Raw genomic sequence first — 18450 nt, 5'->3', positions numbered from 1 at the left:
AGCAAAAAGGTTTCACGTGAAACATCTCTGATAAAACCCTCTCGCATCACCAAGAAATTTAGTAACTCTAACAATCGCAGGCTTTGGCACTATGAGCAATCACACAGATTTTGAGATTATCGTTGTTGGTGGCGGTCATGCCGGAACTGAAGCGGCATTGGCGGCTGCACGCATGGGGCACAAAACATTGTTGCTGACGCACAATATCGAAACAATAGGCCAGATGTCGTGCAACCCATCTATCGGTGGCATAGGAAAAAGTCATCTGGTCAAGGAAATTGATGCTTTGGGTGGTGCGATGGGGATGGCCGCTGATGAAGCCGGAATTCAGTTCCGCATCCTCAATTCAAGCAAAGGTCCTGCCGTCAGGGCCACAAGAGCCCAAGCAGATCGAGTGCTTTACCGGCAAGCAATCCGTAAGCGTATCGAGAATCAATCTAATCTTCATGTCATGCAACAGGCGGTGGATGATCTGATTATTGAAAAAGATCAAGTGATTGGTGTTATCACACAACTTAATATCAGAATTTACGCACGCGCGGTGATATTGACCGTCGGCACATTCCTGGCGGGAATGGCACATATCGGCAAAACCAATTTCAAAGCAGGCCGAGCCGGTGATCCGCCTTCCGTGATGCTCGCGCAAAGACTGCGCGAAATGGAATTTCCAGCCGGACGATTGAAGACTGGCACACCGCCGCGCATCGACGGCCGCAGCATGGATTATACAAAACTTTTGGAGCAACCCGGTGATCAGCCGATACCGGTGTTCTCATTGATCGATTCCGGCATTAAGCATCCACCGCAGATATCGTGTTGGATTACCCATACCAATGCGATCACGCACGATATCATTCGCGGCGGTCTGGTGGATTCACCGATGTACACTGGAAAAATTGAAGGGATAGGACCCCGTTATTGCCCTTCAATCGAAGATAAAGTGGTGCGTTTTTCCGCCCGGGGATCGCACCAGATATTTCTCGAGCCGGAGGGTCTGGGTACCCATGAAATATACCCCAACGGCATATCAACCAGTCTGCCGTTTGAAGTACAGATTGAGCTGATTCATTCGATATCTGGGTTGGAAAATGCGCATATCACGCGGCCGGGCTATGCGATCGAATATGATTATTTTGATCCGCGCAATCTGAAGCGTTCGCTGGAGACAAAAACCATCGAGAACCTGTTCTTTGCCGGACAAATCAACGGCACAACCGGATACGAAGAAGCCGCTGCCCAAGGCTTATTGGCCGGCATTAATGCCGCACTGAAAATTCAGGGAAAAGAATCGTGGCTACCACAGCGCAATGAAGCCTACTTAGGCGTTCTGGTCGATGATCTAATAACTTCCGGCGTGACGGAGCCTTACCGGATGTTTACCAGCCGTGCGGAGTATCGTTTGCAACTCCGCGAAGACAATGCCGATTTGCGCTTGACTGGAATGGGCAGAAAGCTTGGCTTGATCGATGATCAGCGCTGGGCTGCCTTTACTGATAAGCAGGAAGCAATTGAGAAGGAGCAGCAAAGGCTTAATTCGGTACGTTTGCTGCCCGGCACGTTGCCGGATGATGAGGCCATGCGCGTTCTAGGAAAAGGAATAGAGCGGGAATATACGCTGATGGAACTGTTAAAACGCCCTGATGTGACCTATGCAACGTTGATGACGCTACCTGGCGCGGGCGAACCGGTAGACAATGTGCAAGTGGCTGAGCAAGTTGAAATACAGACTAAGTATCACGGTTATATCCAGCGGCAGCAGGAAGAAGTGTCGCGTCAGGCGCAATATGAGAATACTTTACTGCCAAAAGATATTGACTATAAGGCGGTTAATGGTCTTTCCAATGAAGTACAACAAAAATTGAATCAGCATAAGCCGGAAACCATGGGCCAGGCTTCGCGAATTTCCGGTGTGACACCGGCCGCGATCTCATTGTTACTGGTGCATTTAAAGCGTGGATTTGGAGACAAGAAGCAGAGCGCATGAGTTTGTTACAGCAAATTACGCAAAGTTTACGGGCGCTGGGTTATGATTTTGCAGCTCAGGAAAAGCTGCTTCCCGGACTGATCGAACGGTATTTATTGCTGATCGAGAAATGGAACAAAATACATAATTTAACCGCTATCCGGAATCTGCAAGACATGCTGTATCAGCATGTGATGGATAGCCTGGCTGTGTTGCCTCATATCAATGGCCCGCAAATCATTGATGTCGGCAGCGGTGCCGGTTTGCCGGGCATACCGATTGCACTGGCAAGACCGGATTGGCAGGTATCGTTGGTTGAAAGCAATCAAAAGAAAGCATCTTTTTTGCAGCAGGTTAAGATTGAATTGGCATTGCAGAATGTTGAAGTTATCGGGCAACGCATCGAAGCTATTCATTCGGATAAAAAAGTGAATACCATTATTACGCGTGCATTTTCCGAGCTGGGTGAATTTATTGATTTAACCCGGCAATTGGCTGCGGAAAAAAATGACAATTGCCGCTGGGTCGCGATGAAAGCAAATTGTGCAGACAGTGAACTGAAGCAAATCCACGCCCCTTTTCGTATTGAAAAAAGCGTATCGCTGGTTGTCCCGGGACTCAATGCAGACAGGCAATTGATTATCATTAGAAAAACAATAATTCCGGATTAGAACACTTGGCAGCTTTGATTCAACCTAATGAATGCAGGAGCTAAACCCGTGACGAAAATTCTCGCCATTACCAATCAAAAAGGTGGTGTAGGAAAAACCACGACCAGTGTTAATCTGGCCGCCAGCTTGGCTGCTTCGGGTAAACGTATTCTATTGGTTGATCTCGATCCGCAAGCCAACGCCACAATGGGCAGCGGCACCAACAAACAAACGGTGAAGATCACGGTTTATCATGTTTTGCTCGGTGATGCGGCGATACAAGCGGCACGCATTACCGGCACGCAAGGTAAATATGACTTGATTCCAGCCAACCGCGATTTGGCGGGCGCAGAAGTTGAAATGGTTGATTTGCCCCAGCGGGAAGCGCGGCTGAAAACGGCACTCGAAGCCATCGAACACGACTATGATTATATTCTGATCGATTGCCCTCCTGCTTTAAACTTGTTGACACTCAATGGCTTATGCGCGGCACAGGCGGTGATGATCCCGATGCAGTGCGAATATTATGCGCTGGAAGGACTCAGTGATTTGGTCAATACCATTAAGCGCGTGCGTAATAATTTTAACCCGACATTACAGATTGAAGGTCTCCTACGAACCATGTTTGATCCGCGCAATATATTGGCACAGCAGGTTTCTGACCAATTACAAAAACACTTTGGCGATAAAGTTTATCGTACCGTGATCCCGCGCAATATCCGCCTGGCCGAAGCGCCCGGTTTTGGCTTGCCCGTTTTGTATCACGATGCACAATCAAAAGGCGCCCTGGCTTATCTTGAACTTGCTAAAGAAATACTTGGCGCATGATTGCAAAATTAAGGAATCGGTAAAATGACAAAACAAAAAGGATTGGGAAGAGGTTTGGATGCCTTATTGTCGGGCAATGGAAATGCCGATTTTGCGGAAGAATCACTGCAAAGCCTTGAAATAGACAAGCTTCAGCCCGGTAAATACCAACCCAGAACCAATATGGATCAGGTGGCTTTGGCAGAGCTAGCTGAATCGATCAAAGCGCAAGGTGTCATGCAGCCGATTCTGGTGCGGCCCATCAATGCGGATCAATACGAAATTATCGCGGGCGAACGAAGATGGCGCGCAGCCCAGTTGGCTGGATTGACCGAAGTGCCGGCGCTGATACGAAAAGTTTCTGATGAATCCGCGCTCGCCATGTCATTGATTGAAAATATACAACGTGAAAATCTTAATCCATTGGAAGAAGCCATGGGCATTCAGCGTTTGATTAATGAATTTGGTATGACGCATCAAACCGCCGGTGAAGCACTAGGCAATTCACGCAGCACGATTTCCAACCTGTTGCGTTTGCTCAATTTGTCTGCACCGGTACAGGAATTGATGATGCAGGGTAAAATTGATATGGGACATGGACGTGCGTTATTGTCATTATCGCCTGTGCAACAAATTAAAATTGCCAATGTGATCGTGCAAAAACAGCTTTCCGTGCGCGAAACGGAAAAGATCGTCAATCAGATAGAACATCCTGCACTTAAACAGATAAAAAAACCCAATAGAGATCTGTTGCGATTACAGGAAGATGTTTCCGAGCGTCTTGGTGCGCAGGTGGCGATTAAGCCGAAGAAGAATGGTCAAGGCAATATTGTCATTCACTATACCAGCTTGGATCAATTGGATGATATTCTGAGTAAGTTATAAAATAGTCCATCAACATTAGTGTGAACAAGGAAAATTATGGATGCAAGATTGCTGGATATTTTGGTATGTCCCCTGTGTAAAGGGCCGCTGATCTACAAAAAAGATGACAAGGAACTGATCTGCAAGCCTGATCGGCTTGCATTTGCGATCAAAGACGGTATTCCAATCATGCTGGCAGAAGAAGCGCGCAGGATACCGGACGAAGTTGAAATTAAATAAATCCCAATTTTATAAAATACGATGAATTCTAGTATTCGGCTTGAGCCCCGTGTGGCGGCTATTTTAGGCGCATTGATTGCAGATTCTGCGGCATTGGGTTTGCATTGGCTTTATGATTCCGAGCGTATTGCACAGATCGAAAAAATTAAAGGATTGGTTTTTTTGCAGCCCGATGCCAATGATTTTGCCGGTACTAGCGGATATTTTGCGCATGGCAATAAATCAGCGGGTGATTCATCCGGGTATGGTGAGATATGCCTGCTGATGTTGCGACATTTTGCGCAGCATGGCCAATTTGATCGCGTTGCGTACCAGACGGAATACCGCAGTCATTTTGGTCCGGGCGGCGCTTATATCGGTTATGTCGATTCACCCACACGCCAAACCCTACAAACACTATTACCCCTTAAACCTGAAGAATTCCCGGAAAATTCCGGCGCTGATGACGATCAGTTTGCCGCATTGGCAGCAATACCGGTGGTAGTAGCTACGCATACCGGGTCGCAAGCAGCGCTGAAAGCTAAAATTGAGCAGGTCGTGCGACTGACCAATCATAATGACACAGCGGTTGCAGCCGCGCAGTATGCGGGTTGCGTTTTGCTGGAAGTATTGAACGGCAAATCCATCACCCAAGCACTTACAGGCGTGCTACCGCACGCTGGAGAGAAATTGATACCCTTGCTTGAAGAAGCTTTGCAAACCCGCCAACTCGATAGTGTTGCAGTGGCAAAACGCTTTGGTTCAGCCTGTCACGTTCTGGAGGGGTTACCAGTGATTGCGCACATTGCTCAATATGCACCTGATTATCGTGCTGCCATCGAAGAAAATATCCGCATCGGCGGCGACAGCTGTGGCCGTGCCATCATGCTCGGCGCCATCATGGCGGCGTATACAGCGCAGCACAGTGAACAGCACTCCGTTATTCCGTTTGAGTGGGCTGCACGCTACCAAAAGCTATCCGTCGCGGCGCATGCTTGCGCGCAACTCTGAGAGTCAGTGGATAAATTCTCGGAGAATGGATATAATTTACTGAATAATTAGTCAGTCTTTAAAAGACGAACCAAAATTAACCAATCATTCTAACCATTCACGTCAACAAGATTACCTGCGTTGCAAAATCAAGAACTAAAGAATGCCTTAATTCCATGCCTGCTACATAAGCAGATCAGGTGAGATGACACTAAAAAACAAATAGCGCATCCGGCATGTTCGTCTATTGGCCTTTTCATTACTATAAATATTTATTAATTCTGGAGAAAAAATGAGTCACACGCTATACGAAACCACTATTCAGCGGGTACAACGCTGTGAATTAGCCGTTCCAGGTTCCAATCCGGGGATGTTTGAGAAAGCACTCAATAGCGGCGTAGACTTTGTTTTCCTCGATTTGGAAGATGCCGTAGCGCCCGATGACAAAGTACAAGCACGTAAGAATGTCATCCAGGCGCTCAACGATCTGGATTGGAAAGGTCATGGCATCACGGTTTCAGTGCGCATTAATGGCTTGGATACCCAGTATATGGTGCGGGATGTCGTTGATCTGGTGGAGCAGGCCGGGCATAAGATTGATACGCTGTTAATCCCTAAAGCCGGGGTTTATGCAGATATTTATATGGTTCAAGCCATGGTTACCCAGCTCGAAATGCAGCAAGGCCTGAAAAACAGAATCGGCCTGGAAGCATTGATCGAAACAGCGCTGGGGATGGCCAATGTGGAAGATATAGCGCGTAATGGCACGTTAGGACGGCTGGAAGCATTGCACTTTGGCGTGGCCGATTATGCCGCCAGTAACCGGGCCAGAACCACCAATATCGGCGGTCTGAATCCGGATTATCCTGGCGATCAATGGCATTTTGCCATCAGTCGCATGATCGTGGCGTGCCGTGCCTATGGCTTACGTCCTATCGATGGTCCTTTTGGCGATATCAAGGATCCGGATGGCTACGTATTGGCTGCCAAGCGTGCGGCCGCATTGGGCTGTGAAGGAAAGTGGGCGATTCATCCCACGCAGATCGAATTGGCGAATGACGTATTTACACCGCCAGCCCGAGAAATTGAAAAAGCAAAACGAATTCTGGCTGCACTCAAAGAAGCTGCAGCGCAAGGTAAGGGTGCTGCTGCGCTGGATGGTCGCTTAATCGACGCCGCCTCTGAAAGAATGGCCAATAATGTGGTGAAAGTCGCTGAAGCGATTGCAGCAAAAAATGGATAAGGCCGCACTGAGCGGCCTTAATCTTTATGGCTCGGTGTATTGAGACAATATAAAATTATCGAATTGAATTTAATGCGATTATTGAGGAAATTGAAGTGAATATTCACGAATATCAAGCAAAGGAAATTTTGGCTGAATACGGCGTCAAAATTGCTGAAGGCGGTTTAGCCTATAGCGTAGTGGAAGCCGTACAACGCGCCAGAGAAATTGATGGCGACGTATGGGTTGTCAAAGCACAGATTCATTCCGGAGCGCGCGGTAAAGCGGGCGGAATCAAGGTTTGCAGAACACATGCTGAAGTGGAACAAGCTGCCGAAGCATTGCTGGGAAAGAATCTGGTGACACATCAAACCGGACCTGCCGGAAAAATCTGTTCCAGGCTATATATTGAAGCAGGAACCAGTATCGCCAAAGAAATGTATCTGTCATTCATGATTGATCGCAGCAGCGAGCGCGTCATCATGGTCGGTTCAGCGCAAGGCGGCATGGAAATTGAGAAACTGGCTGAAACCAATCCGGAAGCGATCCTCAAGATTTATATCGAACCGGCAGTCGGGTTGCAGGATTTCCAGGCGAGAAAAATGGCTTTTGCCTTGAATATCGACAGTGCGCAACTGAATCACGCGGTTAAAACGATCAAAGGCTGCTACCGCGCCTTGCGCGATCTGGATGCCAACGTTCTGGAAATCAATCCATTGGTGTTGACCACCAACAACGAAATCGTTGCACTCGATGCAAAAATGGCTTTTGACGAGAACGCATTGTTCCGCCGCCACAAGATTGCAGAGTTGCGTGACAACACGCAAGTAGACAATCGTGAAGTCGCTGCCGCGGAAGCAGGCTTGAGCTATGTCGGCCTGGATGGGGATATCGGCTGTATGATTAATGGCGCAGGTCTGGCGATGGCGACCATGGATATGATTAAACTGGCTGGCGGCGAGCCTGCCAACTTTCTTGACGTCGGTGGTGGCGCGTCAGCCGAGCGTACAGAAAAAGCTTTTCGTTTGGTGTTGGCAGATGCCGGTGTTAAAGCGATGCTGGTGAACATTTTTGCCGGTATCAACCGCTGTGATTGGATCGCAGAAGGGGTTGTACATGCGGTCAAAAACATCGATATGAAAATACCGTTGGTGGTTCGTCTGTCGGGAACCAATGTAGAAGAAGGCCGCCGCATTATTGCGGATAGCGGCTTGCCGATTATCACAGCCGATACGTTAGCAGATGCCGCGGAGAAAGTCGTACGCGCACGTAACGAAGTCGTCGCAAAAAAAGCCTAGGAGTATAAAATGGCGATTTTAATCAACGAAAATACACGAATTATTGTTCAAGGTTTTACCGGAAAAATCGGCACCTTCCATGCACAGGAAATGATTGACTATGGTTCCAATGTGGTGGGTGGCGTCACTCCTGGTAAAGGTGGACAAACCCACCTGGGATTGCCGGTATTCAATACGGTCAAAGAAGCAGTCGATCAAGTCGGTGCAGAAGCCAGCATTGTTTTTGTGCCGCCCGCATTTGCTGCAGATTCCATCATGGAAGCCGCCGATGCCGGTATCAAATATTGCGTATCCATCACCGATGGCATTCCGACGCAAGACATGATGACGGTGAAGAATTTCCTGCGTCGTTTCCCCAAGGAAGAACGCATGCTGCTGGCAGGTCCGAATTGTGCCGGCACCATCAGCCCAGGCCGTGCCATGCTGGGAATCATGCCCGGGCATATTTATATCCGTGGAAATGTCGGTGTGGTTGGCCGTTCCGGCACACTGGGGTATGAAGCCGCCGATCAAATGCGCTTGCTGGGAATCGGGATTTCAACCTCTGTGGGCATTGGCGGCGATCCAATCACCGGTAGCTCACACCGTGACATTCTGGAAAGATTGGAGCAGGACCCTGAAACCAAGGTAGCGCTGATGATCGGCGAAATCGGCGGTCCGCAGGAAGTGGAAGCCGGTAGGTTCGCCAAAGAAAATATGACCAAGCCGTTGGTGGCTTATATCGCCGGCCTGACTGCTCCGGAAGGACGGCGCATGGGACATGCCGGTGCCATCATTTCTTCCGTGGGGGAAAGTGCGGCTGAAAAGGTTGCGATATTGAAAGAACTCGGCGTCACTATTTGCCCGACACCGTCGTTGATGGGTCAGACAGTGGCGGAAGTATTGGCTAAGATGTAATCATTTTGTAGTTAAAATAAAAACCCGGGAGCTGGTGTTTCCGGGTTTTTTCTTGCTCAATCGGTATCTGTGGTAAAAAGCATTTGTAGTACAATTCGCACTAAAAAATCGCTCAAAACATCTTTAACTCTGTACCCACGGCAGTCCGTCCGCCTTCCAGCCGGAAATTTTACCCCGCTGGCCGTTTTCATCTTTATCTCCCTCAAAGCCTTCTAAAATATTGTAACAATCAGTAAAACCGGTCTGACTGGCCATTATAGCGGCTTGGTTCGAGCGTGATCCGCTGCGACAGATGAACAACACAGGTAGTTTTTTATCGACCTGCCCCGCCACTTGATCGAGGAAACCGGGATTGGGTTGCATACCGGGATATGAACGCAACTCGATTTCCGTTGCACCGGGAATGCGCCCGACCCAATCCAGTTCAGCACGGGATCGTACATCTACTAATTGCGCCTGGGCAGATTCTTGTAAGACGCGATACGCTTCAATGGGAAGCAATGCACCCTTGTAGGGAAGCTCCATTTCTTCGGCGCGTTGTTGCGCCTTTTCCAGTATAGCTGCGGTAGTTTCCATAAAATGATCCTGGTGATGTTAATAAAAATGATCTGTTGATTCCCTTTATAATAGGCGTAATGCCAACCTCGCACTTATTCTTTGTATTTCCCAATATTATAGCTGCTTCATGGAAAAAATTCGTTTATCTAAACTAATGTCTGAACAAGGCATATGCTCGCGCCGGGAAGCGGATCGCTATATCGAGCTGGGCTGGGTGTTTGTCGATGGCATACAGATTTCTGAGCTGGGAACAAAAATTTATCCCACGCAGAAAATCAAACTGAACAGAGCGGCACAATCGCAGCAGACCAGCTTGGTTACGCTAATACTCAACAAGCCCATCGGTTATGTTTCGGGACAGCCAGAACCGGGCTACCGCCCCGCAGTTGTGTTGATCAAACCGGAAAATCAGTTTATCAATCCGCAATCCACCAAGCGCTTTCAACCTGCGCATTTGAAAAATCTGGCGCCAGCCGGGCGGCTGGATATTGATTCCCAAGGCTTGCTGATCCTGACGCAGGATGGCCGTATTGCGAAACAATTGATCGGTGCGGACTCTGAAATTGAAAAAGAATATCTGGTGCGAGTCGAAGGCGCTTTGCCGAAAGATAAGCTGGCGTTGCTGAATCATGGGCTAAGTCTGGACGGCAAGGCGTTAAAACCGGCGCAAGTAAGCTGGCAAAATCAAAATCAATTGCGCTTTATCCTGCAGGAAGGCAAAAAACGCCAGATCCGCCGCATGTGCGAGCTGGTGAATCTAAAAGTAATCGGCTTGAAACGGGTGCGTATCGGCAACATTGGATTGCGGGATTTACCGGAAGGAAAGTGGCGTTATTTGCAAGATGGTGAGAATTTTTAGTATGGTATTTTAGCCTTTACCGTAATTTCTAACCCGGATATTGCATGAATTCGCACGATGATCACGCATGATATTGGTTTCACAAGGGATTTTTCGAAGAAACGGTGTAGTTATTTATACACCTGACTGAGACAAATCCCTTGTGGAATCAAGAGACAAGTGAGGGCGTGTGCAATTCATGCAATATCCGGGCTAAGAATCTCATTAATTTTTTTCTTGCGAGGATAGGCGATGGACGAATCAAAAATGATTTCCTCGGTAAAGCAGCAGTATGAGGCATTGCCGTACCCTCCCAGAAACCCGGAAGATGAGAAAGTCCGATTGTTGCGCACCGTGGGCGATACACTGAGTGAGTTGAATCATTGCTGTTTCAGGGGGCAACGAAATTTTAACCAGGATTTCCGTTGCCTGGTCGCCGGCGGCGGAACAGGAGACAGTGTCATTAACCTGGCTGAACAACTGCGCGAGACTTCGGCGGAAATCGTTTATCTGGATATGTCTGCGGCATCGCGCAGCATTGCCGAACAGCGTGCCGCAGCTCGCGGATTGAACAATATTACCTGGCTAACCGAATCCTTATTATCCATCCCGGAACTGGACATTGGACAGTTTGATTACATTAACTGCTCGGGAGTTTTGCATCATTTAGATGATCCTCTGGAAGGCGCGCGCTCGCTCGTAAGTGCGCTGAAGGACGATGGTGCTATTTATCTGATGTTGTATGCCGAGTACGGCAGGCACTCCATTTATTTACTGCAGACTTTATTTCGCGAAATGATTCCGCAACACGTGAGCATTCCGGAAAAAGTGATCCTAGCGCGCCGCATTATCGGCGCTTTGCCTATCGATCATGCCTTTATCAAAGATTTGGAAAAATGGGCGAATGAGATTACTGCCAGCGGATACGGAGATTCAGGCTTGTATGATTTGCTGCTGCATAGCGTTGACCGGTGTTATAACGTCAATGAAGTCTATGCACTTGCCGCAGCGGCAGAATTAAAGCTGGTGACCTTTCTTGGGCCAAATAAACGATTTTACGATCCGGCTCATCTGGTCGCCGATCAAAGTATTCGATCGTTATGGCGTGAAAAAAATATCCAAGAACAGCAATCCCTTGCAGAAAAACTGTTTTCCAATCATATCAAGCATCAGTTTTACCTTTCTCGACAAGCGTCTTGTACGGCTTCCATAGACGATGAAGACAATGCGATTATTCTTGAGCACGAGCTTGCGAATCAAAATATGGCCATCCATGACGCGATAAAACCAGAGGAAACGCTTAGCATTACTTTTACGATTAACAATGAAAAAACAGTTTTTCAGTTAATGGGCAATAAAATCAATAAAGCTTGCTTCCGCTATATGGATGGAAAAACGCCCATTAGCAGTATTATTCGCAAAGTAAAAATGAAATGCGGTGCCAGTGAGCAAAAAATCCGATTGGAATTGCGATCCATTTTTGAAGATCTTTATCCCATGGGCTGCATCTATCTTCAACGGCCATAAATCGTATGTTCTCCCATGTATCAGCGTTTGCACGTTGTCCTTAAAATCCCTTCGCACCAACTGTTGTATTATTACGAAGGCGAAGTCGACGTCGTCGTAGCGAAAACAACCGATGGGCGCATCCTCCGCTTTCCCGCAAATATCTTGCGTTCAGTGGTGCAAAGTCATGGCGTGTATGGCAAGTTTGAATTGGTTTTTGATGAAAACCATAAATTTGTATCCATCACCCGCATCAATGATAAACCCTAATCTACGCGGATTGGCTTTCATTGCCGGAAGACGTGCGTTAAACTCTCTATCTATCAATTTTTACCTATCAAACAAAGATTAAACCCATGGCCCAATATGTAATGTCTATGCTCCGCGTGAGCAAAATGGTTCCTCCCAAGCGTCAAATTATCAAAGATATTTCGCTCAGCTTTTTCCCCGGTGCAAAAATCGGTTTGCTCGGATTGAATGGCTCCGGTAAGTCCACCGTGCTGCGCATCATGGCTGGTGTGGATAAGGAATTTGACGGTGAGGTGCAGCGTCTGCCCAACATCCGCATCGGTTATCTCCCGCAAGAACCGCAACTGAATCCCGAGTCAACCGTGCGCCAGGAGGTGGAAGAATCCTTGGGCGAGGTGATGCAGGCACAGAAAAAACTGGACGAAGTGTACGCCGCTTACGCCGAAGAAGGTGCCGACTTTGACGCATTGGCGACCGAACAAGCGCGGCTGGAGGCCATTCTGGCAACTGCCGGCAGCGATACCTCAAACCAAATGGAAATAGCCGCCGATGCATTGCGTTTACCGCCGTGGGATGCGGTGATCAAAAATCTTTCCGGCGGTGAAAAACGCCGCGTTGCGCTGTGCAAGCTGTTACTGGAAAAACCGGATATGTTGTTACTGGACGAGCCGACCAACCATCTGGATGCCGAATCGGTGGAATGGCTGGAGCAATTCCTGGTGCGCTTCCCCGGTACCGTGGTGGCGGTGACCCACGACCGCTACTTCCTCGACAACGCGGCTGAATGGATACTGGAACTCGACCGCGGTCACGGCATCCCGTGGAAAGGAAATTATTCCAACTGGCTGGAGCAGAAAGAAGCCCGGCTGGAACAGGAAAACAAACAGATCGATGAACATATGAAATCGATGAAGAAAGAGCTGGAGTGGGTGCGGCAAAATCCGAAAGGACGCCAAGCGAAATCCAAAGCACGACTCGCCCGCTTTGAAGAACTCAACTCGCAGGAATATCAGAAACGCAATGAAACCCAGGAAATTTTCATCCCCGTCGGCGAGCGCCTGGGTAATGAAGTGATTGAGTTTAACGGTGTCTCGAAATCATTTGGCGACCGCTTGCTAATCGACAATCTCAGCTTCATCGTGCCGCCGGGTGCCATCGTCGGTATCATCGGCCCGAACGGCGCGGGTAAATCCACCCTGTTCAAACTGATTACCGGCAAGGAACAACCGGATTCCGGCGAAGTGAAAATCGGTCACACGGTCCAGATAGCGCACGTCGATCAAGCGCGCGACTCGCTGCAAAACGACAAGACCGTGTTCGATGCCATTTCCGGCGGCAATGACCTCCTGGTCGTAGGCAAATACACGACGCCAGCACGTGCTTACTTGGGACGATTTAACTTCAAAGGCGGCGATCAGCAAAAAATCATCGGTCAACTGTCCGGCGGCGAACGCGGCCGCTTGCACCTGGCGCAAACACTGATTTCCGGCGGCAACGTGCTGCTGCTGGACGAACCTTCCAACGACCTCGACGTGGAAACGCTCCGCGCACTGGAAGATGCGTTGCTGGAATTTGCCGGTTGCGTACTGGTCATCTCGCACGATCGCTGGTTCCTCGACCGCATCGCCACGCACATCCTCGCCGCGGAAGGCGAATCGCAATGGACCTTCTTCAACGGTAACTATCAAGAATACGAAGCCGACAAGAAAAAACGCCTGGGCGAAGAAGGCGCGAAACCGAAGCGGATACGGTATAAGCCGATTAGTAGGTAACGGGTATCAAATTGCTGAGTTCTTTTATCAAGGGAGGTGAACGATATGCTGGCAATAAAACAGGAGGTACTGAAAGTCATTAATCAGTTGCCTGAGGATGCTGACATGGATGAAATCATGTACCGGCTTTATGTACTGGATAAGATTAAAAAAGGTCAAGAAGCCGTCGCACAAGCTGAAACGCTGACAAGCGAACAACTTAAACGGGAAATTGATGCGTGGTAATCTGGGCGCAGCAGGCAGTCGATGAATTAAACGGGTTACCAAAAATGGGAAGAGTCGTTCCGGAGCTCAATGAAGAAGATGTGAGAGAGCTGTTCCTGTATTCCTATCGCATCATCTATGAGATAAAAGACGAAGTAATTTTTGTACTCGCTGTAGTGCACCAGAGAAGAAACCTGAAAGATGAAAATATTCCAAGAGAATCTTGATACACGATGACCAGGCAATCACTTGACACAATTTTTAAACAAGATTTCATCGAAGGAATAGCAGTTGCACCATGGCGTATTCGTTCAATGACTGTACTGCCCAATTATTGCCTTTCCGTGACTTGCAACGATGGCACCACCGGTACCGTTGATATGACGCAGTTAATCTCCGGTGAACAGGCGGGTATATTCGCCGCACTGAAAGATAAACAATTATTCACTCAGGTCCGAATAGAATTGGGCGCACTCACTTGGCCGAATGGCGCGGATCTTGATCCTGTGTGGATGCATGAGGAGATTGGAAAAAATAAAATTTGGTGTGCTTTGGCTTAGTTTATATACGGATTAAAAACTATATGAGTATAGCTGGGCCGTTTAATCCAAATTTAACAGGAAATCTCAGTGCTGAAGCCGCTATTGCAAAGTTTCGAGAATTACTTCATTGCGAAGCAAGGTATGCTGGCTTACGGCCTGATGCTGTAACTATTTCAGCAAACCTTAATGTCTCTGATGGTGGAATTGATGCCCAAGTAGAATCAGCTCATAGCTTGCCTCAAGATACTTTCTTGAAAGTAGGTAGAAATGGATTTCAGCTTAAAACCGGTACAACATTTAAGCCATGGCAGCGAAGCTCATTGGAAAAAGAATTGTTATCCAAATCAGGAGAATTGGTATCCGAGGTTAGGCGAACTCTTGAGCTTGACGGCCACTATTTATTGGTTTGTTTTGGCCTTGACCTGACACCTAAGCAAAGAAATGATAGCCAATCCTTAATTTCGGAACTTTTTGCGAAATCTGGGTTTTCCGATAAAAGCGCGCAAATTGAAATTTTCGGGCAATCCCAAATTGCATCGTATTTTGAACGCTACCCATCGTTACGTCTTTCCTTAGTGGGAGGCAGCGATGATGATTTCTTGTCAGTATCCGAGTGGTCGCAACATGCACATATGAGCAATCAAATTGCGCTTTCGGAAGATCAATCCCAGCTTATCAATTCGCTTCGAGAGAAATTGCAGGGAGAAACAAAGCATATACGGATATTGGGTGAGCCGGGAATTGGGAAAACTCGCCTAGTATTAGAAGCAGTGCGCTCGGAAGAAATCGCGCCCAGTGTTCTTTACGTTCAACATGGTTCCAAGTTTTCACAAACAAAATTGTTTCGCGAATTGTTGCGTGAAAACCCAAAATATCCGCTTATTTTGATTCTGGACGAGCTTTCTGAACAGGAAATGTCAGAAATATGGGGACATCTAAAGAATCGCTGCGGGTCATTGAAGTTAATCAGTCTTGATCACGAGCGCAATAGAAGTAGCGATTCGGAAATTGAATATGTTTCAGTCCCCCGTCTTCCCGATCCAGCAATTAAATTAATCCTTGAAAACTGCGTTGGAAAAAACAAGGATCTTGATCGTTGGGTGGCTATATGCGAAGGTTCACCTCGAGTTGCTCAGGCAGTTGGCGAGAATCTGGCAGCGAATCCAGATGATATTCTCAAACCTCCTGCAACTGTACCTATCTGGGATCGCTTTCTTTTTGGTTATGCGAAACAACAGAGCGATGAAGCTCGCCAAGTTGCATTGGTGATGAGGCACATCGCTTTGTTTTCCCGTTTTGGTTTTGAAGATCCGGTGGGTGCCGAGGCAAAGTATATTTCAGAACTTGTCGCACACTCTGATTCGGCAGTTAGTTGGTCCAGATTTCAGGAAATTGTTCAGTCATTACGCGAACGCCGAATTCTTCAAGGATCACGAACTTTATTCATAGTCCCCTGGGCACTGCACATCCACTTGTGGCGCGAATATTGGCACTGGTATGGACGTGGCTTTGATTTCGTCAATGCGTTTGAGAACATGCCGGAATCATTGCATGGCTGGTTTATGGATATGTTCCGTTACGCCCATGACACCTGTGCTGCACCAGTTGTTCGAGAAATTCTTCGTCGGAACGGTATTTATGCAAATCGTAACTTTCTCTGTTCGGACAAAGGCACATCTTTCCTTTCCACTCTTGCAGAAGCCGAATCAGAAGCGACTCTTGCGCTGATCGAGCACACTTTTGGCACATGGTCGCGGGAAGAACTTTATTCCTTTGAGCAAAATCGTCAAAGCTTCGTTTGGACGCTGGAGAAAATTGCCGTTTGGAAACCAACATTTGTTCGTGCGGCCAGAATACTCGCTCGGTTGGCGGTTGCAGAGAATGCGACGAACAGTAACAATTCAACAGGTACTTTATTGGCATTATTCCGGATCGGTCCAGAATGGGCAGCTACCGAAGCAAGCCCAACCGAGCGGCTGCCTGCCTTGAAAGAAATGCTTACTTCAGACGATGATGAATTAAAGCGTATTGGACTAAAAGTAGCGGAATCAGCGCTGCATACATCTGGAATGCATTTTCGGATGATTGGCCCTGAGCACCAAGGAATCAAGGAAAGAGCTGTTCTTTGGTGCCCCCAGACTAATGATGAATGGTGTAAAGAATTTCAGTGCTACTGGGATTGTTTGGTCAATGAGACACGAGATTGGAATGAAGCTTTGCGCAGAGAAGCAAATTCGGCAATCATCAAATCAGCGGGTGAGCAATTGAAAATTCCCTCTCATCGTGAGGCGGTTTTTTCCATACTTGAGCAAATTGCAAATGACTTGATTACTGATATTCAAAAGTTAAATTACTTTTTTATTGATAGGTTACGTCGGTATCGCGATGAAGAAGATTCATCAATGCATTTTCGCTTGCGACGTCTTGAAGGGCGTCTTACGAGGCGTAACTTGGCATCACGTTTCCAGCGCTATGTCCTGGATACAACGTGGGATGAATGGGAAGACTATCGCGTTGAAGATGAGCTTCGCAAGCACACTCGACCTAAAAAGCTTGTGCGAGCGTTGGCGGAACGTGTAGCTGGATACGATAATGCATTTGAATGCCTGTTACCGAAACTTGTAAGCAGCAGCGCGAGGACTGGGGCGTTGTTTACTTTTGGTCAAGCCTTGTGTAATGCGGACAAGGAGAACAAGCGCCTTATATCTTTACTTTCATTCAAAAGCGATTCCATAAATTCTCAGTGTGCTGGAGGCTATCTTGCTGGTCTTAAGGAACGAGATCCAAGTAAATGGAGCGAGGTTTTGCTTGGATTGCTGGTTAACGAAGAAACCGCCAATCGTGTTGCCAATCTTGTCTGGTATTCCGGTTTTGACAATCAGGTGTTAATCGCATGCATGAATGCATTTGAAATGGGATGGATAGGATCAAATATTTTTAGCAGCCTTTGTTATGGCATGAGCTGGCGGGCGGTATCCCAAAATGAATTGGTTCGTCTTTTTACCTTGCTTTCTAAACGTGAAGATCAAACTTCAGCTAATGTTCTAGTCGATCTTTTGGATCAGGTTCTGGAGAAAAATGCTTGGCCTGTGAATCCTGATTTTGTTTTTAAAGTGTCAACAGCACAGACTCACTTTGAAGAGCAATTGGATACCATGCATACTTACCATTGGCATAGTGTATGTAATAAGCTGATAGCTTATGATTCAACGAAAGCTCTGCCATTGCTTGATGTGCTTTTGCAACAAATGGGCAGCAACTACCGATTGAGCTATGACGGTTATGTGGAACCATTGGCCAAATCACTATGCCGTATGAGTCCGACAGAAGCGTGGGGGATTGTTGTTTCTCATCTGCTAAGTATTGCTCCAGAATGGCGGGTAGATATATTAAATTGGCTGAAAGGTGGATTCGGCAGTTTTGATGAAAAGAAAGTAATACCACCAATTGCCGAATTTCCACTCCAGTTAATTCTAAATTGGATCGAACAAGATCAGGAGGAACGAGCTTCTATGATTGCGCACTGTGCACCGAGCTCGCTGGATGACCAGTTTGGTGGTGCTTTAACAAGAGCATTACTTACGAATTACCGAAATCTTGATGGAGTTATAAGTGGGATCAGTTGTAATTTTCACTCCGGTTGCTGGAGTGGACCAAGGAGTCAGCATCTAAGAGCAAGGCGTGATCAGTTCCGTGGATGGTTGAGTAAAGGTTTCGATGTGCATGTGATGTCTTGGATTGAAGATGAAATTGTTGGCATGGATCGTGAAATCGAAACGGCAGACATCGCAGAAGAGAGGGAATCTTGGAATCGGCCTTAAGCGTGAAGGTGTATGGATTTAAGTGATGCATTGATTATGCATGATTAATC

At 47.4% G+C, this 18450-nt stretch carries 18 protein-coding genes; 17 read left to right on the top strand and 1 reads right to left on the bottom strand.

Translation table 11 applies throughout. The annotated features are described in order from the left end of the window. The first annotated feature begins 91 nt into the window (after positions 1-91). From mnmG to sucD, 9 genes are all read left to right on the top strand, one after another. Positions 92-1984, top strand: coding sequence for a tRNA uridine-5-carboxymethylaminomethyl(34) synthesis enzyme MnmG (gene mnmG / locus K2P83_RS02330; protein WP_292926266.1), 1893 nt, complete (start codon positions 92-94; stop codon positions 1982-1984). After that, a complete protein-coding gene (rsmG, locus tag K2P83_RS02325; protein ID WP_292926265.1) occupies positions 1981-2634 on the top strand; it encodes a 16S rRNA (guanine(527)-N(7))-methyltransferase RsmG in 654 nt (217 codons plus the stop codon). Before mnmG ends, rsmG begins: the two co-directional genes overlap by 4 nt. Before the next feature lie 48 nt (positions 2635-2682). Then, positions 2683-3441 (top strand): ParA family protein, encoded by a 759-nt coding sequence (locus K2P83_RS02320; RefSeq protein ID WP_292926264.1) that lies wholly within the window; start codon positions 2683-2685, stop codon positions 3439-3441. Positions 3442-3465: 24 nt separating this feature from the next. Beyond that, complete coding sequence (locus K2P83_RS02315) at positions 3466-4305, top strand: ParB/RepB/Spo0J family partition protein (RefSeq protein ID WP_292926263.1); 840 nt, start codon at positions 3466-3468, stop codon at positions 4303-4305. A 36-nt stretch (positions 4306-4341) separates the two neighbouring features. Beyond that, the gene (locus tag K2P83_RS02310; protein ID WP_292926262.1) at positions 4342-4524 is read left to right on the top strand and encodes a Trm112 family protein; all 183 of its coding nucleotides are present in this window, start codon (positions 4342-4344) and stop codon (positions 4522-4524) included. Between the two features lie 21 nt (positions 4525-4545). Continuing rightward, a complete protein-coding gene (locus tag K2P83_RS02305) occupies positions 4546-5514 on the top strand; it encodes an ADP-ribosylglycohydrolase family protein (RefSeq protein ID WP_292926261.1) in 969 nt (322 codons plus the stop codon). Between the two features lie 271 nt (positions 5515-5785). Next, positions 5786-6736 carry a CoA ester lyase gene (locus tag K2P83_RS02300; protein WP_292926260.1) on the top strand — a complete coding sequence of 317 codons (951 nt, stop codon included), beginning with the start codon at positions 5786-5788 and terminating at the stop codon, positions 6734-6736. Positions 6737-6831: 95 nt separating this feature from the next. Beyond that, positions 6832-8013 carry a malate--CoA ligase subunit beta gene (locus K2P83_RS02295; RefSeq protein ID WP_292926259.1) on the top strand — a complete coding sequence of 394 codons (1182 nt, stop codon included), beginning with the start codon at positions 6832-6834 and terminating at the stop codon, positions 8011-8013. Positions 8014-8022: 9 nt separating this feature from the next. Further along, positions 8023-8910 carry a succinate--CoA ligase subunit alpha gene (gene sucD, locus K2P83_RS02290; protein ID WP_292926258.1) on the top strand — a complete coding sequence of 296 codons (888 nt, stop codon included), beginning with the start codon at positions 8023-8025 and terminating at the stop codon, positions 8908-8910. A gap of 123 nt (positions 8911-9033) precedes the next feature. Here sucD and K2P83_RS02285 read toward each other — a convergent pair whose 3' ends face one another. Then, a complete protein-coding gene (locus K2P83_RS02285; RefSeq protein WP_292926257.1) occupies positions 9034-9486 on the bottom strand; it encodes a rhodanese-like domain-containing protein in 453 nt (150 codons plus the stop codon). Between the two features lie 109 nt (positions 9487-9595). On the opposite strand from K2P83_RS02285, the gene K2P83_RS02280 reads away from it, so the two are divergent. The 8 genes from K2P83_RS02280 (at position 9596) to K2P83_RS02245 (ending at position 18400) form a co-directional block, all read left to right on the top strand. Next, positions 9596-10327, top strand: a complete 732-nt coding sequence (locus K2P83_RS02280; RefSeq protein ID WP_292926256.1) for a pseudouridine synthase — start codon at positions 9596-9598, stop codon at positions 10325-10327. Between the two features lie 231 nt (positions 10328-10558). After that, positions 10559-11833, top strand: coding sequence for a class I SAM-dependent methyltransferase (locus K2P83_RS02275; RefSeq protein WP_292926255.1), 1275 nt, complete (start codon positions 10559-10561; stop codon positions 11831-11833). A gap of 27 nt (positions 11834-11860) precedes the next feature. Further along, positions 11861-12082: a DUF2835 domain-containing protein gene (locus tag K2P83_RS02270; protein WP_292926254.1), complete on the top strand. Its 222-nt coding sequence runs from the start codon at positions 11861-11863 to the stop codon at positions 12080-12082. Positions 12083-12168: 86 nt separating this feature from the next. Further along, positions 12169-13833 carry an energy-dependent translational throttle protein EttA gene (gene ettA, locus K2P83_RS02265; RefSeq protein WP_292926253.1) on the top strand — a complete coding sequence of 555 codons (1665 nt, stop codon included), beginning with the start codon at positions 12169-12171 and terminating at the stop codon, positions 13831-13833. Positions 13834-13878: 45 nt separating this feature from the next. Beyond that, on the top strand, positions 13879-14058 hold the full coding sequence (locus K2P83_RS02260; RefSeq protein WP_292926252.1) for a hypothetical protein: 180 nt from the start codon (positions 13879-13881) through the stop codon (positions 14056-14058). Then, entirely contained in the window at positions 14052-14264 is a 213-nt protein-coding gene (locus tag K2P83_RS02255; RefSeq protein ID WP_292926251.1) for a type II toxin-antitoxin system RelE/ParE family toxin, read from the top strand. Before K2P83_RS02260 ends, K2P83_RS02255 begins: the two co-directional genes overlap by 7 nt. A 6-nt stretch (positions 14265-14270) precedes the next feature. Then, complete coding sequence (locus K2P83_RS02250) at positions 14271-14597, top strand: DUF2442 domain-containing protein (protein ID WP_292926250.1); 327 nt, start codon at positions 14271-14273, stop codon at positions 14595-14597. Positions 14598-14620: 23 nt separating this feature from the next. Continuing rightward, positions 14621-18400, top strand: a complete 3780-nt coding sequence (locus K2P83_RS02245; RefSeq protein ID WP_292926249.1) for a hypothetical protein — start codon at positions 14621-14623, stop codon at positions 18398-18400. Positions 18401-18450 lie beyond the last annotated feature (50 nt).

Source organism: Nitrosomonas sp. (assembly GCF_019752415.1).
Lineage (GTDB): Bacteria > Pseudomonadota > Gammaproteobacteria > Burkholderiales > Nitrosomonadaceae > Nitrosomonas.
This window is presented reverse-complemented; position numbering and strand designations above follow the sequence as displayed.

Excerpts from the sequence above, each read along its gene's own strand:
- ettA (WP_292926253.1), top strand. The coding sequence starts at position 12,169 with ATGGCCCAATATGTAATGTCTATGCTCCGCGTGAGCAAAATGGTTCCT.
- K2P83_RS02285 (WP_292926257.1), bottom strand. The coding sequence starts at position 9,486 with ATGGAAACTACCGCAGCTATACTGGAAAAGGCGCAACAACGCGCCGAA.
- K2P83_RS02300 (WP_292926260.1), top strand. The coding sequence starts at position 5,786 with ATGAGTCACACGCTATACGAAACCACTATTCAGCGGGTACAACGCTGT.
- K2P83_RS02315 (WP_292926263.1), top strand. The coding sequence starts at position 3,466 with ATGACAAAACAAAAAGGATTGGGAAGAGGTTTGGATGCCTTATTGTCG.
- rsmG (WP_292926265.1), top strand. The coding sequence starts at position 1,981 with ATGAGTTTGTTACAGCAAATTACGCAAAGTTTACGGGCGCTGGGTTAT.
- K2P83_RS02280 (WP_292926256.1), top strand. The coding sequence starts at position 9,596 with ATGGAAAAAATTCGTTTATCTAAACTAATGTCTGAACAAGGCATATGC.
- K2P83_RS02305 (WP_292926261.1), top strand. The coding sequence starts at position 4,546 with ATGAATTCTAGTATTCGGCTTGAGCCCCGTGTGGCGGCTATTTTAGGC.
- mnmG (WP_292926266.1), top strand. The coding sequence starts at position 92 with ATGAGCAATCACACAGATTTTGAGATTATCGTTGTTGGTGGCGGTCAT.
- K2P83_RS02260 (WP_292926252.1), top strand. The coding sequence starts at position 13,879 with ATGCTGGCAATAAAACAGGAGGTACTGAAAGTCATTAATCAGTTGCCT.
- K2P83_RS02310 (WP_292926262.1), top strand. The coding sequence starts at position 4,342 with ATGGATGCAAGATTGCTGGATATTTTGGTATGTCCCCTGTGTAAAGGG.
- K2P83_RS02275 (WP_292926255.1), top strand. The coding sequence starts at position 10,559 with ATGGACGAATCAAAAATGATTTCCTCGGTAAAGCAGCAGTATGAGGCA.
- sucD (WP_292926258.1), top strand. The coding sequence starts at position 8,023 with ATGGCGATTTTAATCAACGAAAATACACGAATTATTGTTCAAGGTTTT.
- K2P83_RS02245 (WP_292926249.1), top strand. The coding sequence starts at position 14,621 with ATGAGTATAGCTGGGCCGTTTAATCCAAATTTAACAGGAAATCTCAGT.
- K2P83_RS02250 (WP_292926250.1), top strand. The coding sequence starts at position 14,271 with ATGACCAGGCAATCACTTGACACAATTTTTAAACAAGATTTCATCGAA.